Source organism: Streptomyces sp. GLSS-08, from assembly GCF_056387915.1.
Genome location: NZ_JBWJAQ010000007.1, coordinates 231,931 through 250,381, shown reverse-complemented (window position 1 = coordinate 250,381; position 18,451 = coordinate 231,931). Strand labels below are relative to the sequence as shown.

The following is an 18,451-nucleotide window of genomic DNA, read 5'->3' as shown; positions in this document are numbered from 1 at the left end:
CCCACCCACGGCGCGGACGCGACCGACGTTTCGGCGCGGATGCGCCGCCGCGTACCCCGCGCCGGGCCGCTTGGCGCCGACGTGCTCGCCCCGGCCGCCCGGGCTGCGAACCTCCGTCCGCCCTCCCGTGAGCCGCTACCCCCGGGCCAGCCCCGTCTTCACCCCCGCCCCGCACAACGGCACCACCGCCGTGCGCTCCCCGAGCTGCTCCTCCCGTACGGCCGCCCAGCACGCGACCCCCGTCGACTCGACGAACAGTCCCCGCGACGCCAGGTCCGTCTGCGCGTGCCGGATCTGGTCCTCCGTCACCGTGAGGAACGTGCCGCCCGACTCCCGTACCGCCCGCAGGATCTGGCGGGCGCGTGCCGGCCGGGGGATCGCGATGCCCTCCGCGAAGGTGGGCGCCGCGGCCGTGACCCCGACCAGGTCGTCGGCGCCCTCGGCCCAGGCGTGGGCCAGCGGAGCCACCGCGGCCGCCTGGACCGCGTACAGGGCGGGCCGCCGGCCGATGAACCCGGCGGCGTGCAGCTCCGCGACGGCGAGGGCCGCGCCGAGGAGCAGCGTGCCGTTGCCGACGGGGACGACGAGGATGTCCGGGAGCCGCCCGTCGAGGGCCTCCCACAGCTCGTGGACGTAGGTCTTCGTGCCGTGCAGGAAGTACGGGTTGAAGACGTGGGAGGCGTAGAACGTCTCCGGGTCGTCCGCCGCCTCCCGCACAGCAGCCGCCGTGTACTCGCGGTCGCCGTCCACCACGTGCAGGCGCGCCCCGTGCGCCTCGATCTGCTCCAGCTTCTTCGGCGAGGTGCCCGCGGGGACGTACACCGTGCACGGCAGCGCGGCCCGTGCGCAGTACGCGGCGATCGCCGTGCCCGCGTTGCCGCTGCTGTCGGCGACCACCCGGCGGGGCCGCAGCCGCAGTGCGAGCTCGGCGAGCAGCACCGCGCCGCGGTCCTTGAAGGACAGTGTCGGCATCAGGAAGTCGAGCTTGGCCGAGATGCCGTCGCGCAGCGGCACCAGGGGGGTGCGGCCCTCGCCGAGGCTGACCGTGGGCGCGGCGAGCGGCAGGCACTCCGCGTACCGCCAGAGTGAATTCACGCGCCCGGACAGGGACGTGAGTGAGGCGGGCGTCGGGGAGAAGTCCAGGTCCAGCGGACCGCCGCAGGCCGGGCAGCGCCAGGCGAGCGAGCCGGCGGGGACGCGTGTGCCGTCCGCGGGGCAGAAACAATCCGGCAAGGGTGTCATGGACGCAGGTTAGATCGGCCCATTGGTGACGGTCTGTCATGACAGGCATATGGCACTCGCGTTACGGCCGTGCAGGACCCTTGTGCAATTCCTGTGGAAGCCGCAATCCTTCGGCTGACGCACAGGGAGAGCCCCACCAGGTTGTCATGCCCCTGTCGCTTCGACATCATCCCCACCACCCCCCACCAGCGCACCACCGATCGAGGAGGAATCCCTCAGATGGCAGTGATGCGTCACACCCGCCGAAGACTGGCCGGCGCGGCAGCCGCGGCCCTCGTACTCGGCATCGTCTCGGCACTCCCCGCGAACGCGGCCCCCGCCCGTGAGGGCCGCATCCAGTACGCCGGCGACGCCGACGCGGTCGCGAACAGTTACATCGTGACCCTGGACCCGCAGGCCGCGAAGTCGTCCTCGGCCCGGGGCAAGGCCCTCGCCAGGACCTACGGCGCCGAGATCGAGCGCACGTACACCAAGGCCCTGAACGGCTACGCGGTGGAGGCGACCCCCGCCGAGGCGAAACGATTCGCCGCGGACCCGGCCGTCGCCTCCGTGGTCCAGAACCGCACCTTCCACATCAACGCGACCCAGACGAACCCGCCCTCCTGGGGACTGGACCGCATCGACCAGAAGGCCTTGCCGCTCGACAGCAAGTACACCTACCCGGACAGTGCCGGGCAGGGGGTGACGGCCTACATCGTCGACACCGGCGTACGCATCACGCACAGCGATTTCGGCGGCCGTGCCTCGTACGGCTACGACGCCGTCGACAACGACAACACCGCGCAGGACGGCAACGGCCACGGCACGCACGTCGCGGGCACGGTGGCCGGCACCGCGTACGGCGTCGCCAAGAAGGCGAAGATCGTCGGCGTCCGGGTGCTCAACAACGCGGGATCCGGCACGACCGCACAGGTCGTCGCGGGCATCGACTGGGTGGCCACGAACCACAGCGGCCCCTCGGTCGCCAACATGTCGCTCGGCGGCGGGGTGGACAGCGCGCTCGACACGGCCGTGCGCAACGCCATCGCCTCCGGCGTCACCTTCGCCGTGGCCGCGGGCAACGACAGCGCGAACGCCTCCAACTACTCGCCCGCACGGGTCGCCGAGGCCATCACCGTCGGCTCGACCACGTCCTCCGACGCCCGTTCCAGCTTCTCCAACTACGGTTCCGTGCTGGACATCTTCGCCCCCGGCTCCTCGATCACCTCGTCGTGGAACACCAGCGACACGGCGACCAACACCATCTCCGGTACGTCGATGGCGACCCCGCACGTGACGGGCGCGGCGGCGCTGTACCTCGCCGACCACCCCGGCTCCACGCCCGCACAGGTCGCCTCGGGCCTGGTCGCCGCCGCCTCGACGGGCGTCGTCACCAGCCCGGGCACCGGTTCGCCCAACCGCCTCCTGAACGTCGGCGGCGGCACGACGACCCCGCCCGGCGCGCGCTTCGAGAACACCGGTGACTACGCCATCGCCGACAACGCCACGGCCGAGTCGCCGGTCACCGTCAGCGGTGTCTCCGGCAACGCGCCCTCCGCGCTGTCGGTCGAGGTCCACATCGTGCACACCTACATCGGCGACCTCCAGGTCCAGCTGATCGCCCCCGACGGCTCGGCGTACACGCTCAAGGCGTACGGGACCGGCGGCAGTGCGGACAACATCGACACCACGTACTCGGTGAACGCCTCCTCCGAGGTGGCCAACGGCACGTGGAAGCTGCGCGTGAGCGACAACGCGTCGGCGGACACCGGGAAGATCGACGCCTGGGCCCTCCAGTTCTGACGCATCGTCGGTGAGTTGCCTCGTCCTCGCGGTACGGTTCCGGGTCGTCGACCCGGCCCGCCGCGAGGACGAGGCGCGTAAGGCTGTGCGGTCGGTGGGGGCGACGGGCATGCGCCGGATCCGGCCGTCGGCCCGTTTCGCCGCTCAGGCGTCCAGGGGCTCCCGGTCGGTGTCCTCGACGCCGGTGTGCCTCGCGGTGAGCCCGTTGACCGCCCGGATCGTGGCGTGCGTGACGCGCATACCGCCCCCGTCCGCCCCGCTTACCATTCGCCCAGCAGTACGACAGGCGCTCGGCCGTCCGTACACCCGCACGAGGAGCAAGGCACCAGAGGCCACACCCCCGCCGCCCGGGCCGAGCGGCCCCAGGGCCCGTACCCGCCGTAGTACCCGCAGGCTCCGTACCCGCAGGCTCTGTACCCGCAGTCTCCGTACCCCCAGCGGCCTTAGCGGCGGCCGAGGGGTCCGAGGTCACCTTCTCCGTCGGCAGGGGGAGTGCTTCAACGCGCCGGGCGGCTCCCTCGAGGGCTACGCGTACGACGTCGACCGGGTGCCGTGCGCCGGCGAGCACGACGCCGAGGTGTTCGCCGACTTCACCATGCCGCGGGGAAGTTACTCCGGCGAGGACGAGGTCACCGACACCGCCGACACGAAGTGCTACGCGCTCCAGGACCAGTACGCCATGGACTACTGGGCCGTCCCCGACGACGTCGACGTCTACTTCTTCACCCCGACCCGGCAGAGCTGGAACCTGGGCGACCGCGAGATCACCTGCATGTTCGGGAACACGGACGAGAAGGGCGGCCTGACCGGCTCGCTCCGCAGCGACGGCACCACGCTCGACGCGGACCAGCCGGCCTACCTCGAGGCCGCGCGCGTCCTCGACACGGCGATGGACTCGGCACCCGGGGAGAAGTACGTCGAGGACGACCTGCCCGGTCACCGGAAGTGGGCGACCCGGATGTCGGGCGCGCTCGCCGAGCAGGCGGACCTGCTGCGCGGCCACACCTTCGTCCCCGGGGCGGAGAAGGCCGTGGCCGCCCTCGTCGAGGACCTCGAAGCGGCGCGGAAGCAGTGGTCCGAGGCGGCCGGGGCGGCGGACGCGGAAGCCTTCCACCCGCCCTACGAGAAGGGTTCGAAGCTCATCGACCTCCTCCGGACGGTCACGGCACGCAAGGCTCTGGGCCTCGACACCACCCCGCCCGCGTACGACGAGGAGGGTGGCGGCGAGGGCGACGGGGGAGCCGGTGCCGCCCTGGAGGTGTGAGGACCGCCATAGCGGGGAGAAAGTGCCTGCGTAAAGCCCTCACCGGGCCCATGTCATCACATCGAGTGATTCTCTGGCCTTTGCTTGCACGAAAGAACCCAGGGTTGCCAGGCTGTTGCTGTCTGTACAACCTGATGGGAGCGGCCAGTGACATTCGGTGAGCAGCCGGCGTACCTGCGCGTCGCGGGTGATCTCCGCAAGAAGATCGTCGACGGTTCACTTCCCCCGCACACCCGTCTCCCCTCCCAGGCCCGGATCCGCGAGGAGTACGGCGTCTCGGACACCGTCGCCCTGGAGGCGCGCAAGGTGCTGATGGCCGAGGGCCTGGTCGAGGGCCGCTCCGGGTCCGGCACCTACGTCCGGGAGCGCCCCGTCCCGCGCCGCGTAGCCCGCTCCGGCTACCGCCCGGACAGCGGCGCGACCCCCTTCCGTCAGGAGCAGGCGGAGGTCTCCGCGCGCGGCACGTGGGAATCGCGCAGCGAGCAGGCCGAGGCGGGCGGCGCGATCGCCGAGCGCCTCGGCATCAAGCCCGGGGACCGTGTGATGTGCACGAAGTACGTCTTCCGGGACGCCGGCGAGGCGATGATGCTCTCCACCTCGTGGGAGCCGCTCGCCGTCACGGGCCGCACCCCGGTCATGCTCCCGGAGGAGGGCCCGCTCGGCGGCATGGGCGTCGTCGAGCGCATGGCCGCCATCGACGTGATCGTGGACAACGTCACGGAGGAGGTCGGAGCGCGCCCCGGTCTCGCCGAGGAGCTGTGCACGCTGGGCGGTGTCCCCGGCCACGTCGTCCTCGTCGTCCAGCGGACGTACTACGCGTCGGGGCGGCCGGTGGAGACGGCCGACGTGGTGGTGCCGGCGGACCGCTACCGCGTGGCGTACCACCTGCCGGTGAAGTAGCCGCCCAGCCGAGGCCGTTGGGTGTCGCCCGGTGTCGCGCGCGAGTCAGCAGCCGCCAAGTGGCCTGCGGGTCCGCGCGGTTGGAAATTGGCCGTTCTCCGGCGTCGCCCCCGGCCCGTCCTCCCTCCTGCTCGTGTGCTGCTCGTGTGCTGCTCGACGGGCGCCCGGCCGGCGGCCGACGGCGCAGACGGCGGCGTGCGCCCCCCGCGCCGTGGCCGGTTGCGTACCTCTTTGTGAAAACCCGTATTCGCTGCGTGAAGGTTGGGCGTAGGCTCGGGCATATGCGGATTGCGGTTTCCTTACCGAGCGGGGTGCGGAGCAGGCCGGGGACGGCAAGTGGAGGCGCACGATGAACGACGGCACGATCACTCTCCCCTGGCTCGTCATACGGCAGGACGACAACGGCAATCGCTACCGCGTCGGCCGGTACGCGACCCGCGCCGAGGCCCAGAAGATCGCCGACAGCCTGGACGCCCGCGGCCACAGGCAGCTCTACTGGGTCGAGCGCATCGGACCGAACGGCACCAGGTGATGCGCGGGGCGGCCGCCCGGCGCCGCCCCCTCCGCCGGCCCCTGAACCGCGTACCGCTCCCGCAGGCTCCGCCGCCCCGGCGACCCGCACGGCTCCCGTGACTCCGGGAGCCGTGGAGCCCGGGAGCCGCACCGTTCCCCGCAGCTCCGCCGTTCGGCGTCCCGCACCGTTCCCGATGGCTCAGCCGCCCGGGCGCCCCGCACCGCTCCCGTAGGCTCCGGCGCATGACCGAACGGACCGTGGTGGTCGCCGCCGCCCTGCTGAGCGACGGGCGTCTGCTCGCCGCGCGCCGCAGCGCCCCTCCCGAACTGGCCGGCCGCTGGGAACTGCCCGGCGGGAAGGTCGAGCCGGACGAGGCCCCCGAAGCCGCCCTCGTCCGCGAGCTGCGCGAGGAACTCGGCATCGAGGCGGAGCCCGTCGACCGCGTCCCGGGGGAGTGGCCCCTGAAACCGGGATACGTCCTGCGTGTGTGGACCGCGCGCCTGCTCCCCCGCTCGGCCGCGCCACAGCCGCTCCAGGACCACGACGAGCTGCGCTGGCTGACGCCGGACGAGATCGGGGACGTGGACTGGCTCGACCAGGACGTCCCCGCGGTACGGGCCACCCTGCCCCGATGGGCCCCCGGCGCCTGACCGGCCCCGGCATGCGACCGGCCCTCGGCAGCCGGCCGGCCCCCGGTATCCGACCGGCCCGAGGGGCCGGGGCGCACGCCGCCCCCGGGCCCGGCGCCTGCGTACGCCGTTTCGTGCCACAGTGCACCGACAAAGGCGGTAAGGCGGCCCGGATATCGGGTATGTGCCCATTAACCCCACGAAAGCGGACATGGGCGGGCTCTTCTGGCCGGGAAGTGATCGGCGTGCTCCACACCGACGGCGAATGCGCCGAGTGGACCTTTCCCGCGGAGCCGGGCGCCGTACGCAGCGCTCGTGCACTCGTCCGCGGCCAGTTGCGCACCTGGGATCTCGACGCCCTCGGCGACATCACCGCCCTGCTGGTCAGCGAGCTGGTGACCAATTCCCTGCGGCACGCCACCGGCCCCATCGGCGTCCGGCTGCTGCGTCCCGCCGCGCTGCCGGACGCCCTGCTCGTCGAGGTCTCCGACCCACTGCCCGACCTGCCCTGCGAACGGACCGCCCGGCCGGACGACGAGGGCGGCCGGGGCCTGCAGCTCGTCGCCGGCTCCTCGCTCCGCTGGGGCATGCGGCCCGGGGATGCCGGCAAGACCGTCTGGTTCGAGCTGGCGGTCCCCCGATGACGGCGCGCGACAGGCGCGAGGGCGCGCCGCCGGGCGCATGGGGCGCCGGTGCGCGGGCACCCGGCCGGAGCGCGCCGGCCACGGGACGCCGACGCGCGGCGGGATCGACAGGATCCGGCCAGGGGTGCGGCCTGGAGACTTTGGTTCGACTGGGCCTCACCTGGTTAGAAGACTGGAAGTATGAGGCGGCCGGTCCAAAAATCATCGGGACCGTGCTGTGATCGTGAACACCGTGTTGTGCGGGGCCGTAGTGCTGGATACTGCGGGCAGCCGCCCCCGGTGACCGGTGCCGGACGCGGTGAGCTGGAGGGGACGGTTCGCGTGAGCGAGATACCAGCGAAGGCCACGGAGTCCGAGGACCCGTCGGACCGCGCCAGGGCCGACGCCGCGGGCGAGGTGCCGCCCGACGGATCCGGCGGGACCGTGGGCTACGCGGAGGGCGCGGGCGACGCGATGTGGCAGAGCAGTCCGCCCGGCTCGATCTACGACTACATCAAGGTCGCCTCGTTCTCCATCGGCCCCGACGGGCTCGTCGACCAGTGGAGCCTGCGTGCCGAGCACCTCTTCGGGATCTCCGCCGGGCAGGCCGTCGGCATGGATCCCATCGAGGCCTTCGTCGCCTCCGACCAGCGCGCGCGCGGCCACCGCAAGATGGCGGAGATCCTCGACGGCCGCGAGTGGACCGGCGTGGTTCCCTTCCGGCTGCCGGCCCCCGCCGAGGACGGCGGACCCGTGGAAGGCCTCGCGGAGGTCTACGTGATGCCCACCACCACCGAGCACGGCGAGCGGGCCGCCGTCTGCATCGTCGTGGACGTGCGCACCCTGCGCGGCATCGAGACGGACCTCGCCGCCTCGCAGGCGATTTTCGGTCAATCTCCCTTCGGTTTCCTGCTGATCGACAGCGACCTGCGGATCCGCCGGGCCAACGAGCGGTTCGCCTCGGTCTTCGGCGGCGGCGTCGACGACCACCGCGGCCGGACCGTCCACGACTACCTGCCGCGCTCGGAGGCCGAGCGCGTCGCCGCGACGCTGCGGCGCGTCCTGGAGACCGGCAACTCCATCACCGACATGCACGTCACGGGCCAGGTGCCCGACTCCGACGAGCGCCGCCACTGGTCCGTCAACCTCTACCGCGTGCACAGCGGCACCGGCCGCCCCATCGGGATCGCGTGGCTGGGAACCGACATCACCCGCCGCCGGGCCGCCGCCCGCGAGGCCGCCGCGGCCCGCCGCAACCTGGCCCTCCTGAACGAGGCCGGCGCCCGCATAGGGAACTCCCTCGACCTCGAGACCACCGCCCGCGAACTCCTCGACGTCGTCGTCCCAGGCTTCTGCGACCTCGCGACCGTCGACCTCTACCAAGGGCTGCTGGCCGGCGACGAGACCCCGCCCGGCCTCGCCGACGGCAGCGCGGAACTGCGCCGCGTCGCCTTCTCCAGCGCCGTCTCCGACGCACCCTTCGACGGCGGGCCCGCGCCCGTGGCCGTCGGGGCCGTGCACCACTACCCCTTCAACTCGCCCTGCGGGGACGCCCTGCGCACCGCGCGCCCGCAGCACATACCCGCCGACGAGAGCGGTCCCATACAGTCCACGCTCGCCGTGCCGATGGTCGCGCACGACACCGTCGTGGGACTGGCCCAGTTCTCCCGTACGAAGGGCAGCGAGCCGTTCGGCGAACGGGACCGCGCCCTCGCAGTCGAGCTGGCCGCGCGGGCCGCCGTCTGCATCGACAACGCCCGCCTGTACCGGCGTGAGCACGAGCGGGCGTTGATGCTCCAGCGCTCCCTGCTGCCCCCCGGCGACCCAGAGGCCTCCGGCCTGGACATCGCCTGCCGCTATCTCCCGGGCAACGCGGCCACCGAGGTCGGCGGCGACTGGTTCGACGTCATCGAACTCCCCGGCCACCGCACCGCGCTGGTCGTCGGCGACGTGATGGGCCGCGGTCTGCGGGCCGCCGTCGCGATGGGGGAGCTGCGCACCGCCGTACGGACCCTGGCGCTGCTGGACCTCGAACCGGCCGAGGTGCTCTCGGCGCTGGACGAGATCGCCCGCGGGCTCGGCACCCCCGGCGGCGTCCAGCAGGCCACCCGCGCGGCCCGCCAGCCCCGCGACGCCGACCTGTCCGAGGTGTACCTCGCCACCTGCGTGTACGCGGTCTACGACTCCGTCACCCGGCGGTGCACCTTCGCCAACGCGGGCCATCTGCCGCCGGTGCTGGTCGAGCCGGGCGAGACCGCGCTGATGCTCGACGTGCCGCCCGGCATGCCCCTCGGGGTCGGCGGCGAACCCTTCGAGGAGGTCGAGGTCGAGCTGCCGGAGGGCGCTCTGCTCGCGCTCTACACGGACGGACTGGTCGAATCGCGCGACCATCCGCTCGACGAGGGACTCCAGGCATTCGTCGGCGCCCTCACCGACCCGACCGACCCCCTGGAGGACGTCTGCGACCACGTCCTCAGCACCCTCGACACCCATCACGGCGAGGACGACATCGCGCTGCTCATGGCGCGTGTCCAGGGGCTGCCCGCCGACTCCGTCGGCGACTGGACGCTGCCGCGCGAGCCGCGCAGCGTGGGCCGCGCCCGTGAGTACGCGCGCGCCCGGCTCCAGTCCTGGGACCTGGAACCCCTCGTCGACACGGCGGAACTGCTGGTCAGCGAACTGGTGACGAACGCCCTGCGGTACGGCGAGGGCGAGATCCGGCTGCGGCTGCTGCTCGACCGGACGCTGGTGTGCGAGGTCTGGGACGCCGGGCTCGTCCAGCCGCGCAGGCGCCGGGCGCGCGACACCGACGAGGGCGGGCGGGGCCTGCAGCTGGTCGGGCTGCTCTCCGCGGCCTGGGGCTCGCGGCGGACGCCCCGCGGCAAGACGGTCTGGTTCGAACTCCCGCTCCCCGACGGGGAGACCAGTCTCGCGGACCCGGCCGAGGCCCTGCTCAGCCTGTTCTGACCCGCACCGGCCCTCACTCCGGCGGACCCGGCGGTTCGCCCCGTGCGGGTGAGCCGGGTGTGTCGTCTCCGCGGGGCCGGGGGGCACCGCCGGGCGTCGTACGGGTACGGGCGCGCCGGGTGCGCCGCAGGAACCCGTACGCGGCCAGCGCCCCCGCGACGGTCACCGTGGCGAGGGGCAGCACCAGGTCGGCGGCGGATGTCTCGTTCTCGTCGGCGGGGTCCGCGTCTTCATGGCCGGGGGACGACGGCCGTGCGAGAGGTACGGCGGTGACATCCGGCCGCTCGGCCGCACCGGCCGCCGCCGCGACCGACGGGAGCAGCCAGCCCGCCGTCATCAGCCCCCCGGCGAGGGCGTACGCCGCCCGTGCCCGGCTGCGGCTGAGAAGTGACGTCACCTTTGGGAGCGTATGGCCCCCTGCGCGTCGACGCGAGCGGTCCGCCGCCGGGGTGCGGCGCCTAAGGTACGGGGGGTTCGGGGGAGCAGCGGAGGGGCGTGGGGGATGCACACGGGGCGGGGCACATCGGATCCGCGGAACGCGGCGAACGGGAGCGACGACGAAGCCGGGAGACAGCCCCGCCCGGTCCGTCCCGGGAACCCGGGCGAGGACGGAGCAGGGTCACCGTCCGACGCCGAAGCCACCGGCGCCGAGGGGGACAAGGGGGACGAGGGGCCGCCCGCAGTCCCCGGTGAGGACCGGGCACGTCCGTCCGCCGGCGCCGGGTGGCGGCGGCGGGTGCTGGACCTGTGGCGGCGGCCGTCGCTGAGGTGGCCCAGACGCGTCGCGCTCACCCTCGTGATCGTCCTGCTGCTCCCCGTGTCGGCGGCCGGCATCGCCCTGCGGGTCAACTACGCGGGAGACCCGGCCCCCGGCACCCGGACCCGCGACCGGGACGCCCTCTGGCTGGGGCACGCCTGGGTCGACGGGCGGAAACGGGACGCGGACGTCGAGGACCTGGCCCGGCGGCTGCGAAGGACCGGGATCCGGGACCTGTACGTGCACGCGGGACCACTGGAGCACGACGGGACGCTGCCCCGGTCGGCCTACCCGGGGGCCCGTTGGCTGATCACGGCCGTGCACCGCGAACTGCCCGGCGTCCGTGTCCAGGCCTGGCTCGGCGACGCGCTCGCGAGTGAGGGGCCGCACGGGATGCGGCTGGAGCGGGAGGCGACCCGGGCCGCGGTCGTCCGCTCCACCCGGCAGGTCCTCGCGGCCGGTTTCGAGGGCGCCCACTTCGATCTGGAACCCCTGCACTCGGGCGACCGGAACTACCTCTCCCTGCTCGACGGCCTGCGCCGGGTCACCCGCGCCGAGGGCGTGCCGCTGTCCGTCGCCGCCCACCAGATCGACCCGCTGCCGGCGGCCAACTCCGTCCGGGGCGCCCTGACGGGACACCCCAAGTGGTGGTCGCAGGCGTACTTCGGGCAGGTCGCCCGCCGGGTCGACCAGATCGCCGTCATGACGTACGACACCGCGCTGCCGCTGGAGAGCCTGTTCGGCGGCCACGTCGCCCAGCAGACCTCCCTCGCCCTCGAAGTCACGCCCGAGTCGACGGACCTGCTGATGGGGCTGCCCTTCTTCCACGAGGACGACATGAGCCACCACGAGTCCGCCGAGACGGTCGCCGCAGCGGTCCGCGGCACCCGCCTCGGCCTCTCCCGCACGGACCGCACCCGCACCCGCTTCGGCGTGGCCCTGTACGTCGACTTCGCGGCCCACGAGGAGGACTGGACGGCTTACCTGGAGGGCTGGGCCGGGTGACCGCGGGGGCCGCCTGCCCGCTCAGGACCGCCGCCTCCTGATCCTGGAGCCCAGCCACACCAGGGGGTCGTACTTGCGGTCCACCGCTCGTTCCTTCAGGGGGATCAGGGCGTTGTCCGTGATCTTGATGTTCTCGGGGCAGACCTCGGTGCAGCACTTGGTGATGTTGCAGTAGCCGAGGCCGTGGTCCTCCTGGGCGGAGCGTTTGCGGTCCAGGCCGCTGTCGGCGGCGGCGTCCAGGGGGTGCATGTCCAGTTCGGCGACGCGCATCAGGAAGCGCGGGCCCGCGAACGCCGGTTTGTTCTCCTCGTGGTCGCGCACCACATGGCAGGTGTCCTGGCACAGGAAGCACTCGATGCACTTGCGGAACTCCTGCGAGCGGTCCACGTCCTGCTGCTGCATCCGGTACTCACCGGGTCCCAGACCGGCGGGAGGCACGAAGGCGGGGACCTCGCGCGCCTTCGTGTAGTTGAAGCCGACGTCCGTCACCAGGTCGCGGACGACCGGGAACGCGCGCAGGGGCGTGACGGTGATCGTCTCCTCCCGGGTGAACACGGACATCCGGGTCATGCACATCAGCCGCGGCCGCCCGTTGATCTCCGCGGAGCACGAACCGCACTTGCCCGCCTTGCAGTTCCAGCGCACGGCCAGATCGGGAGCCTGCGTCGCCTGAAGACGGTGGACGATGTCGAGGACGACCTCCCCGTCGTTCACCTCGACCGTGAAGTCCTCCAGGTCACCGCCCCCGACGTCGCCGCGCCACACCTTGAAGCGGGCCTCATAGCTGCTCACTCGTACAGCTCCTCTTCGGCGAGGTACTTGACCAGCTCCTCCTTCTCGAAGAGGGCGAGCAGGTCGGGGCGGATGCGTTCGGTGGTCGTCCGGACGAGGTCGATCTGACCGCGCACCGGATCCGTGGCGGCCAACCCGCCTGTACGGTCGGTCAGTTGGCACAGCAGGTTGACTCGGCGCCAGGCGCGGTCCATCGCCGGGTGGTCCTCACGGGTGTGGCCGCCGCGCGACTCCGTCCGCTCCAGCGCGGCCCGGGCCACGCACTCGCTGACGAGGAGCATGTTGCGCAGGTCGAGGGCGAGGTGCCAGCCCGGGTTGAACTGGCGGTGGCCCTCCACCCCGGCCCGCCGGGCCCGTACCCGCAGGTCGGCGAGCTTCTCCAGCGCCGTCTCCATCTCCGCCTCGCGGCGGATGATGCCGACGAGGTCGTTCATCGTCTGCTGGAGTTCCTGGTGGAGGGTGTACGGGTTCTCCGGCGGGCGCCCGTTCTCCCGGCCCGGCTCGGGACCCTCCGCGGAGAAGGGCCGCAGGGCCTCGGCGGCCGCAGCGTCGACCTGGACGTCCTCCACGCCGGGGCGCTCCCCGGCGAGGCCGGCGGCGTACTCGGCGGCGTGCAGGCCCGCGCGGCGCCCGAACACCAGCAGGTCGGAAAGGGAGTTGCCGCCCAGCCGGTTGGACCCGTGCATACCGCCGGCGACCTCGCCAGCCGCGTACAGCCCCGGCACTCCGCGCGCCGCCGCCGTGTCCGACTCCACGGCGATGCCGCCCATCACGTAGTGGCAGGTCGGGCCGACCTCCATCGCCTCGGCGGTGATGTCGACGTCGGCCAGCTCCTTGAACTGGTGGTACATGGACGGCAACCGGCGCCGGATGACCTCGGCGGGCATCCGGGTGGACACGTCCAGGAAGACTCCGCCGTGCGGGGAGCCGCGGCCCGCCTTGACCTCGGCGTTGATGGCCCGCGCGACCTCGTCGCGCGGCAGCAGCTCGGGGGGCCGCCGGTTGTGGTCCGGGTCCTCGTACCAGCGGTCGCCCTCCTCCTCCGACTGGGCGTACTTCTCCCTGAAGACGTCGGGGATGTAGTCGAACATGAAGCGTTTCCCGTCGGAGTTGCGCAGCACGCCGCCGTCCCCGCGCACGGACTCCGTCACGAGGATGCCCTTCACCGACGGCGGCCAGACCATGCCCGTCGGGTGGAACTGCACGAACTCCATGTTCAGCAGGGGCGCCCCGGCGAGAAGCGCGAGCGCGTGGCCGTCGCCGGTGTACTCCCACGAGTTCGACGTCACCTTGAAGGACTTGCCGATGCCGCCGGTCGCGATGACCACGGACGGCGCCTGGAGGACGAAGAAGCGGCCCGTCTCCCGCTCGTAGCAGAACGCGCCGGAGACCCTCCGCCGGCCTCCGGCCGGGTGGACCCCCATCTCGCTCCGCTCGCCGTCCATCAGGATCCGGGTGACCGTGCACTCCTGGTAGACCTTCAGGCGCGACTCGTAGTCGCCCGTCTCCCGGTAGTCCTCCTGCTGGAGGGACACGACCTTCTGCTGGAGGGTGCGGATCAGTTCGAGGCCGGTCCGGTCGCCGACGTGCGCGAGCCGTGGATACTCGTGCCCGCCGAAGTTGCGCTGCGAGATCCGCCCGTCGCCCGTGCGGTCGAAGAGGGCGCCCCAGGTCTCCAGCTCCCAGACCCGCTCGGGCGCCTCCTGGGCGTGCAGCTCGGCCATCCGCCACTGGTTGAGGAACTTGCCGCCGCGCATCGTGTCGCGGAAGTGGACCTGCCAGTTGTCGCCGGAGTTCACGTTGCCCATGGCGGCCGCGATGCCGCCCTCGGCCATCACCGTGTGCGCCTTGCCGAACAGCGACTTGCAGATCACGGCCGTACGCGCGCCGCGCTCACGGGCCTCGACGGCGGCCCGGAGCCCGGCGCCGCCGGCACCGATCACCACGACGTCCCACTCCTGCCGCTCCACTGCGGACATCAGAAAAACCTCGGATCGTCGAAGGCGCCGGACGCGACCAGGTACACGTAGAAGTCGGCGAGCGCCACGCTCACCAACGAGGCCCAGGCGAGCGCCATGTGACGGGCGTTCAGCCTGCCGACCCACTGCCACATCCGGTAGCGCACGGGATGCCGGGAGAAGTGCTTGAGCTTGCCGCCGACGATGTGCCGGCACGAGTGGCACGAGAGCGTGTACGCCCAGATCAGCACGATGTTGACCAGGAAGACCAGGCTGCCGAGACCCATGTGGCCCCACGCGTAGTGCTCGTCGCGGAACGCGAGCACGGTGTCGTACGTGAGGATCCCGGCGACGCCGATCGCGGCGTAGAAGAAGTACCGGTGGATGTTCTGCAGGACCAGCGGGAAGCGGGTCTCACCGGTGTACTTCTTGTGCGGCTCGGCGACCGCGCAGGCCGGCGGGCTCGCCCAGAAGCCGCGGTAGTAGGCCTTGCGGTAGTAGTAGCAGGTCAGCCGGAAGCCGAGCGGGAAGATCAGGATGATGATCGCCGGCGAGAGGGCCCACCAGCTGCCGAAGAGGTCCGCGTTGGGCCCGGAGCGCATGGGCGCGCACCGCTCGGCCAGGCAGGGCGAGTAGAACGGCGAGACGTACGGGGCGGAGTAGTAGTCGGTGTCCGCGAAGGCCCGCCAGGTCGAGTAGACGACGAAGGCGAGCAGCCCGGCCGCGGTGCCGGCGGGCGCCAGCCACCAGCGGTCGGTCCGCAGATGCGGGGCGGCGATCGCGGCACGCGTACGGGTCCGCACGCCGCCGCCGTCCTGATGGGGTTCCGTACCAGTGGTCAACTGTCGCTCCGGTCGGTGGTCAGGGGGCGTGCCGGTCGCGGGCGCCGAGTCCCTCGTCGTCCGAGTCGGTCCACAGGGAGCTGTCGTACGGGGTGTCGGGGATCGACAGCAGGTCGGTCCGCCCGGGTGCGGTCAGCGCCGGGGCGGCCTCGCGCAGCAGGGCGAAGCTCTCGCGCAGGTGGTCGGCGTCGGTGCGCACACGGCGCATCTCCAGACCCGCGCCCATCCGCTGTTCCAGTCGCCCCACGCACCTGGAGAGGTCGTCGAGGCAGCGCTGAACGGACGTCAAATCGTCGTGCACGGACATGACTTGCCCTCACTTCCACGGGCCTCGGGCCCCAGGCGGCAACGTTCATGCGCCTGCGAGTGTCGCGCGTCACACGAGCCCCTGTGAAGAGATCTGCACGGATTCCCGGCTCGCGGCCCGCGAGCGCGCTCCGTGCGCGCCTGGGTGCGCCGTGGCCCTGAGAGCCTCGCGGCGCGCCCCCCGTGAGCCTCGTCCCGCGCTTCAAGAGCCCCGCCCGTACCCCGGGAGCCCCGCCCGCGCCCCGGGGTTCCGCCTCGTGGCCCTGGGCATTGCGCCGCACGGGTGGGCTTCGCGCCCGCCCCCGCCGTGTCGTCGCCCCGGGGCGTCCGGGCTCCCCTTCAGTGGGCCGCATAGATCTGATCAGCTCCATATACCGCCAAACGTGATCAGAATCCGCACTGTCCTCCTGGCGGAGCGGCAGCGCCACCAGACCCGGAGGTTGCAGTGGTGTCCCACGACGGCATCGGACTGCGCGCGGTCATGCGCTCGGTCGCGTTTCTCACCGCGGGCGCACTCGCGGTGCCCGCCCTCGCCGCGTGCAGCGCGGAGGACCAGGCGGGCAAACCCGTCGCCGGGCAGGACATCGCGCCCGCGTCCCGTGACCAGGTCGCCGACGGCGGCACCCTGCGCTGGGCGGTGGACGCCGTACCCGAGACGCTGAACACCTTCCAGGCGGACGCCGACGCGGCGACCTCACGGATCGCGGGCGCCGTCCTGCCCGCCATGTACCGGACCGACGCCATGGGCCGCCCCGTGCGCAACGGCGACTTCCTGGAGTCGGCCAGGGTCGTCGACCGCGAGCCCAAGCAGGTCGTCCTCTACAAGCTCAACCAGCAGGCGGTCTGGAGCGACGGCCGCGAGATCGGGGCCGCCGACTTCACCGCCCAGTGGCGGGCGCTGTCCGGCAAGGACACCGCGTACTGGACGGCCCGCAACGCCGGCTACGACCGCATCGAGAAGATCGAGCGCGGCGCCAGCAACCTCGAGGTCCGGGTCACTTTCAGCCGCCCCTACGCGGACTGGAAGTCGCTGTTCTCGCCGCTGTACCCCAAGGAGGTCATGGGGACCCCCGACAGCTTCAACGACGGCGCCCGCCGCAGGCTGAAGGTGACCGCGGGCCCCTTCGCACTGAAGAAGATCGACCGCCAGGACGGCGACATCACCCTCACCCGCAACCCGCGCTGGTGGGGCAGTCCCGCCAAGCTCTCCGAGCTGGTGCTGCGAGCCGTGCCGCGCGCCCAGCGGGCCGCCGCCCTCGACGCCGACAAGGTCGACCTGGCCGAGATCGACCCGGAGGAGGCCCGGCGGATCACCCGCGCCGCCACCAAGGGCAGCACTCCGCACCAGGGACCCGGCGCCGCGGCCGGCACCGCCGGGGCGCTGCGCTCCTGGGCCGTCGCCAACGGTTCGGACGAGAAGGCCGCGGACACGGAGATCCGCGCCCGCAAGAAGCAGCGCAAGGCACTCGCGAAGTACGCGGACCGGCAGTCGGTCCTGCGGGGCTTCGAGGTCCGCAAGTCGCTCGAACCCTCGTTCACCCAGCTCGCTCTGAACGGCGCCGAGGGCCCCCTCGCCGACGAGCGCGTCCGGCGCGCCGTCGCCCGCGCCATCGACCGCGAGGAGTTGGCCCGGATCGTCCTCAAGCCGCTCGGCCTGCCCGCCGTCCCCGTGGGGAGCCATCTCGCGCTGTCCGGCCAGCTCGCGTACGCCGACAACAGCGGCACCCTCGGCGGTCAGGACACCGCCGAGGCCCAGGCGCTGCTCGCCGACGCCGGCTGGGTGCCCGGCGGGCCCGTCAAGGAGCAGAAGAAGCCCGACAAGGCGGCCGGGTCCAAGGGGAGGAAGCCGGACGCCGAGTCCGGTACCGGCGACGACGGGACGTACATCGTCGGTGAGGACGACAAGCCTGCGGGCAGGGTCTCCGAGGGCGAGCGGGAGCAGAGGGCCGGCCGGGAGCAGAAGAAGGACTCCGAGGACCACGCGCGAAAGCACGGCAAGGACGGGCGGCGGACCGCGGACGACCAGGCCGCCAGGCCCCTGGACGGCCGGCGGTACGTGCGCGAGCACGGCAGGCAGGGCGGCGCTCCCGGGGCGTACGCGCCCAAGGGCACGGCCGCGCCGGCCGGCGCCGCGGCCGGCGCGCTGGCCAAGGACGGCAAGCCGCTGACCCTGCGGTTCGTGCTGCCCTCGGGGCCCGGCTCGGAGTCGCTGCGCGCGGTCGGTGCGCGGATCGCGAGGATGCTGGACCGGGTGGGGATCCGCACGGAGATCTCGAAGGTCTCGGACGGCAGCTACTTCAAGGACCACATCGCGTCCGGCCAGTACGACCTGGCGCTGTACTCGTGGCCCGCCTCGGCGTTCCCGGCCACCGACGCCCGGCCCATCTACGCCAAGCCGGTCCCGGCCGCCGACGGCTCACTGAACGTCGAGCAGAACTACACCCGCGTCGGCACCGACCAGGTCGACCAGCTGTTCGACCAGGCCATCGCCGAGCTGGACGAGGGTGAGTCGCGGGACCTGGTGCGCAAGGCGGACTCCCGCATCTGGGCCGCCGCAGGATCGATTCCTCTCTATCAGCGCCCCCAGCTCACGGCCGCACGCCCGAACCTGGCCAACGCCGGGGCCTTCGGATTCCAGACCCCGCTCTACGAGGACATGGGCTTCCTGAAGAAGGGCGCGAAGCCCGCCCCGGGCCCGTCGAAGAGCTGACTCGGGGCGGCCGCGACCGCCCCGCCGGCCCGGCCCGCGTGGCCCTGCGGAGGCTGCCTCCGTCAGGGCCACGTACCATGGGGTAAGGCCGTGGCGTGTACAGCCCGGCAGGCCCCGCGCAGCGGAGGCCGTCCACTCACCCCGGGAGAAGCGCCTCAAT

Annotated in this window: 15 protein-coding genes; 9 read left to right on the top strand and 6 right to left on the bottom strand. The window is 72.7% G+C overall.

The genetic code is table 11. From position 1 onward, the window contains the following. Nucleotides 1-135 precede the first annotated feature (135 nt). Nucleotides 136-1,242: a pyridoxal-phosphate dependent enzyme gene (locus AC0ZLC_RS15170; RefSeq protein WP_476752464.1), complete on the bottom strand. Its 1,107-nt coding sequence runs from the start codon at nucleotides 1,240-1,242 to the stop codon at nucleotides 136-138. Nucleotides 1,243-1,461: 219 nt separating this feature from the next. Here AC0ZLC_RS15170 and AC0ZLC_RS15165 point away from each other — a divergent pair, with 219 nt between their 5' ends. From AC0ZLC_RS15165 to AC0ZLC_RS15135, 7 genes are all read left to right on the top strand, one after another. Further along, nucleotides 1,462-3,024: a S8 family peptidase gene (locus AC0ZLC_RS15165; protein ID WP_476752463.1), complete on the top strand. Its 1,563-nt coding sequence runs from the start codon at nucleotides 1,462-1,464 to the stop codon at nucleotides 3,022-3,024. Nucleotides 3,025-3,571: 547 nt separating this feature from the next. Then, nucleotides 3,572-4,288 carry a septum formation family protein gene (locus AC0ZLC_RS15160; protein WP_476752462.1) on the top strand — a complete coding sequence of 239 codons (717 nt, stop codon included), beginning with the start codon at nucleotides 3,572-3,574 and terminating at the stop codon, nucleotides 4,286-4,288. Nucleotides 4,289-4,435: 147 nt separating this feature from the next. Continuing rightward, complete coding sequence (locus AC0ZLC_RS15155; RefSeq protein ID WP_476752461.1) at nucleotides 4,436-5,188, top strand: GntR family transcriptional regulator; 753 nt, start codon at nucleotides 4,436-4,438, stop codon at nucleotides 5,186-5,188. Nucleotides 5,189-5,537: 349 nt separating this feature from the next. Next, a complete protein-coding gene (locus tag AC0ZLC_RS15150) occupies nucleotides 5,538-5,720 on the top strand; it encodes an SPOR domain-containing protein (protein ID WP_476752460.1) in 183 nt (60 codons plus the stop codon). A gap of 224 nt (nucleotides 5,721-5,944) precedes the next feature. Next, nucleotides 5,945-6,352, top strand: coding sequence for a (deoxy)nucleoside triphosphate pyrophosphohydrolase (locus AC0ZLC_RS15145; protein ID WP_476752459.1), 408 nt, complete (start codon nucleotides 5,945-5,947; stop codon nucleotides 6,350-6,352). Between the two features lie 161 nt (nucleotides 6,353-6,513). After that, nucleotides 6,514-6,975, top strand: coding sequence for an ATP-binding protein (locus AC0ZLC_RS15140; protein WP_476752458.1), 462 nt, complete (start codon nucleotides 6,514-6,516; stop codon nucleotides 6,973-6,975). A gap of 321 nt (nucleotides 6,976-7,296) precedes the next feature. Continuing rightward, complete coding sequence (locus tag AC0ZLC_RS15135; RefSeq protein ID WP_476752457.1) at nucleotides 7,297-9,921, top strand: SpoIIE family protein phosphatase; 2,625 nt, start codon at nucleotides 7,297-7,299, stop codon at nucleotides 9,919-9,921. A gap of 13 nt (nucleotides 9,922-9,934) precedes the next feature. Here the strand turns inward: AC0ZLC_RS15135 and AC0ZLC_RS15130 are convergent, their stop codons facing one another. Continuing rightward, nucleotides 9,935-10,318: a hypothetical protein gene (locus AC0ZLC_RS15130; RefSeq protein ID WP_476752456.1), complete on the bottom strand. Its 384-nt coding sequence runs from the start codon at nucleotides 10,316-10,318 to the stop codon at nucleotides 9,935-9,937. 105 nt (nucleotides 10,319-10,423) lie between these two features. Between AC0ZLC_RS15130 and AC0ZLC_RS15125 the strand changes: the two genes are divergently transcribed. Beyond that, nucleotides 10,424-11,683 (top strand): glycoside hydrolase family 18 protein, encoded by a 1,260-nt coding sequence (locus tag AC0ZLC_RS15125; protein WP_476752455.1) that lies wholly within the window; start codon nucleotides 10,424-10,426, stop codon nucleotides 11,681-11,683. A gap of 21 nt (nucleotides 11,684-11,704) precedes the next feature. Here AC0ZLC_RS15125 and AC0ZLC_RS15120 read toward each other — a convergent pair whose 3' ends face one another. From AC0ZLC_RS15120 to AC0ZLC_RS15105, 4 genes are read right to left on the bottom strand one after another with little or no spacing between them, the layout of a single operon-like run. Further along, nucleotides 11,705-12,475, bottom strand: coding sequence for a succinate dehydrogenase/fumarate reductase iron-sulfur subunit (locus AC0ZLC_RS15120; RefSeq protein ID WP_476752454.1), 771 nt, complete (start codon nucleotides 12,473-12,475; stop codon nucleotides 11,705-11,707). Further along, a complete protein-coding gene (locus AC0ZLC_RS15115) occupies nucleotides 12,472-14,454 on the bottom strand; it encodes a fumarate reductase/succinate dehydrogenase flavoprotein subunit (protein ID WP_476752453.1) in 1,983 nt (660 codons plus the stop codon). Before AC0ZLC_RS15115 ends, AC0ZLC_RS15120 begins: the two co-directional genes overlap by 4 nt. Beyond that, a complete protein-coding gene (locus AC0ZLC_RS15110) occupies nucleotides 14,454-15,275 on the bottom strand; it encodes a hypothetical protein (RefSeq protein WP_476752452.1) in 822 nt (273 codons plus the stop codon). Before AC0ZLC_RS15110 ends, AC0ZLC_RS15115 begins: the two co-directional genes overlap by 1 nt. A gap of 19 nt (nucleotides 15,276-15,294) precedes the next feature. Next, a complete protein-coding gene (locus AC0ZLC_RS15105) occupies nucleotides 15,295-15,582 on the bottom strand; it encodes a hypothetical protein (protein ID WP_476752451.1) in 288 nt (95 codons plus the stop codon). Nucleotides 15,583-16,029: 447 nt separating this feature from the next. Between AC0ZLC_RS15105 and AC0ZLC_RS15100 the strand changes: the two genes are divergently transcribed. Continuing rightward, entirely contained in the window at nucleotides 16,030-18,291 is a 2,262-nt protein-coding gene (locus tag AC0ZLC_RS15100) for an ABC transporter family substrate-binding protein (RefSeq protein WP_476752589.1), read from the top strand. Nucleotides 18,292-18,451 lie beyond the last annotated feature (160 nt).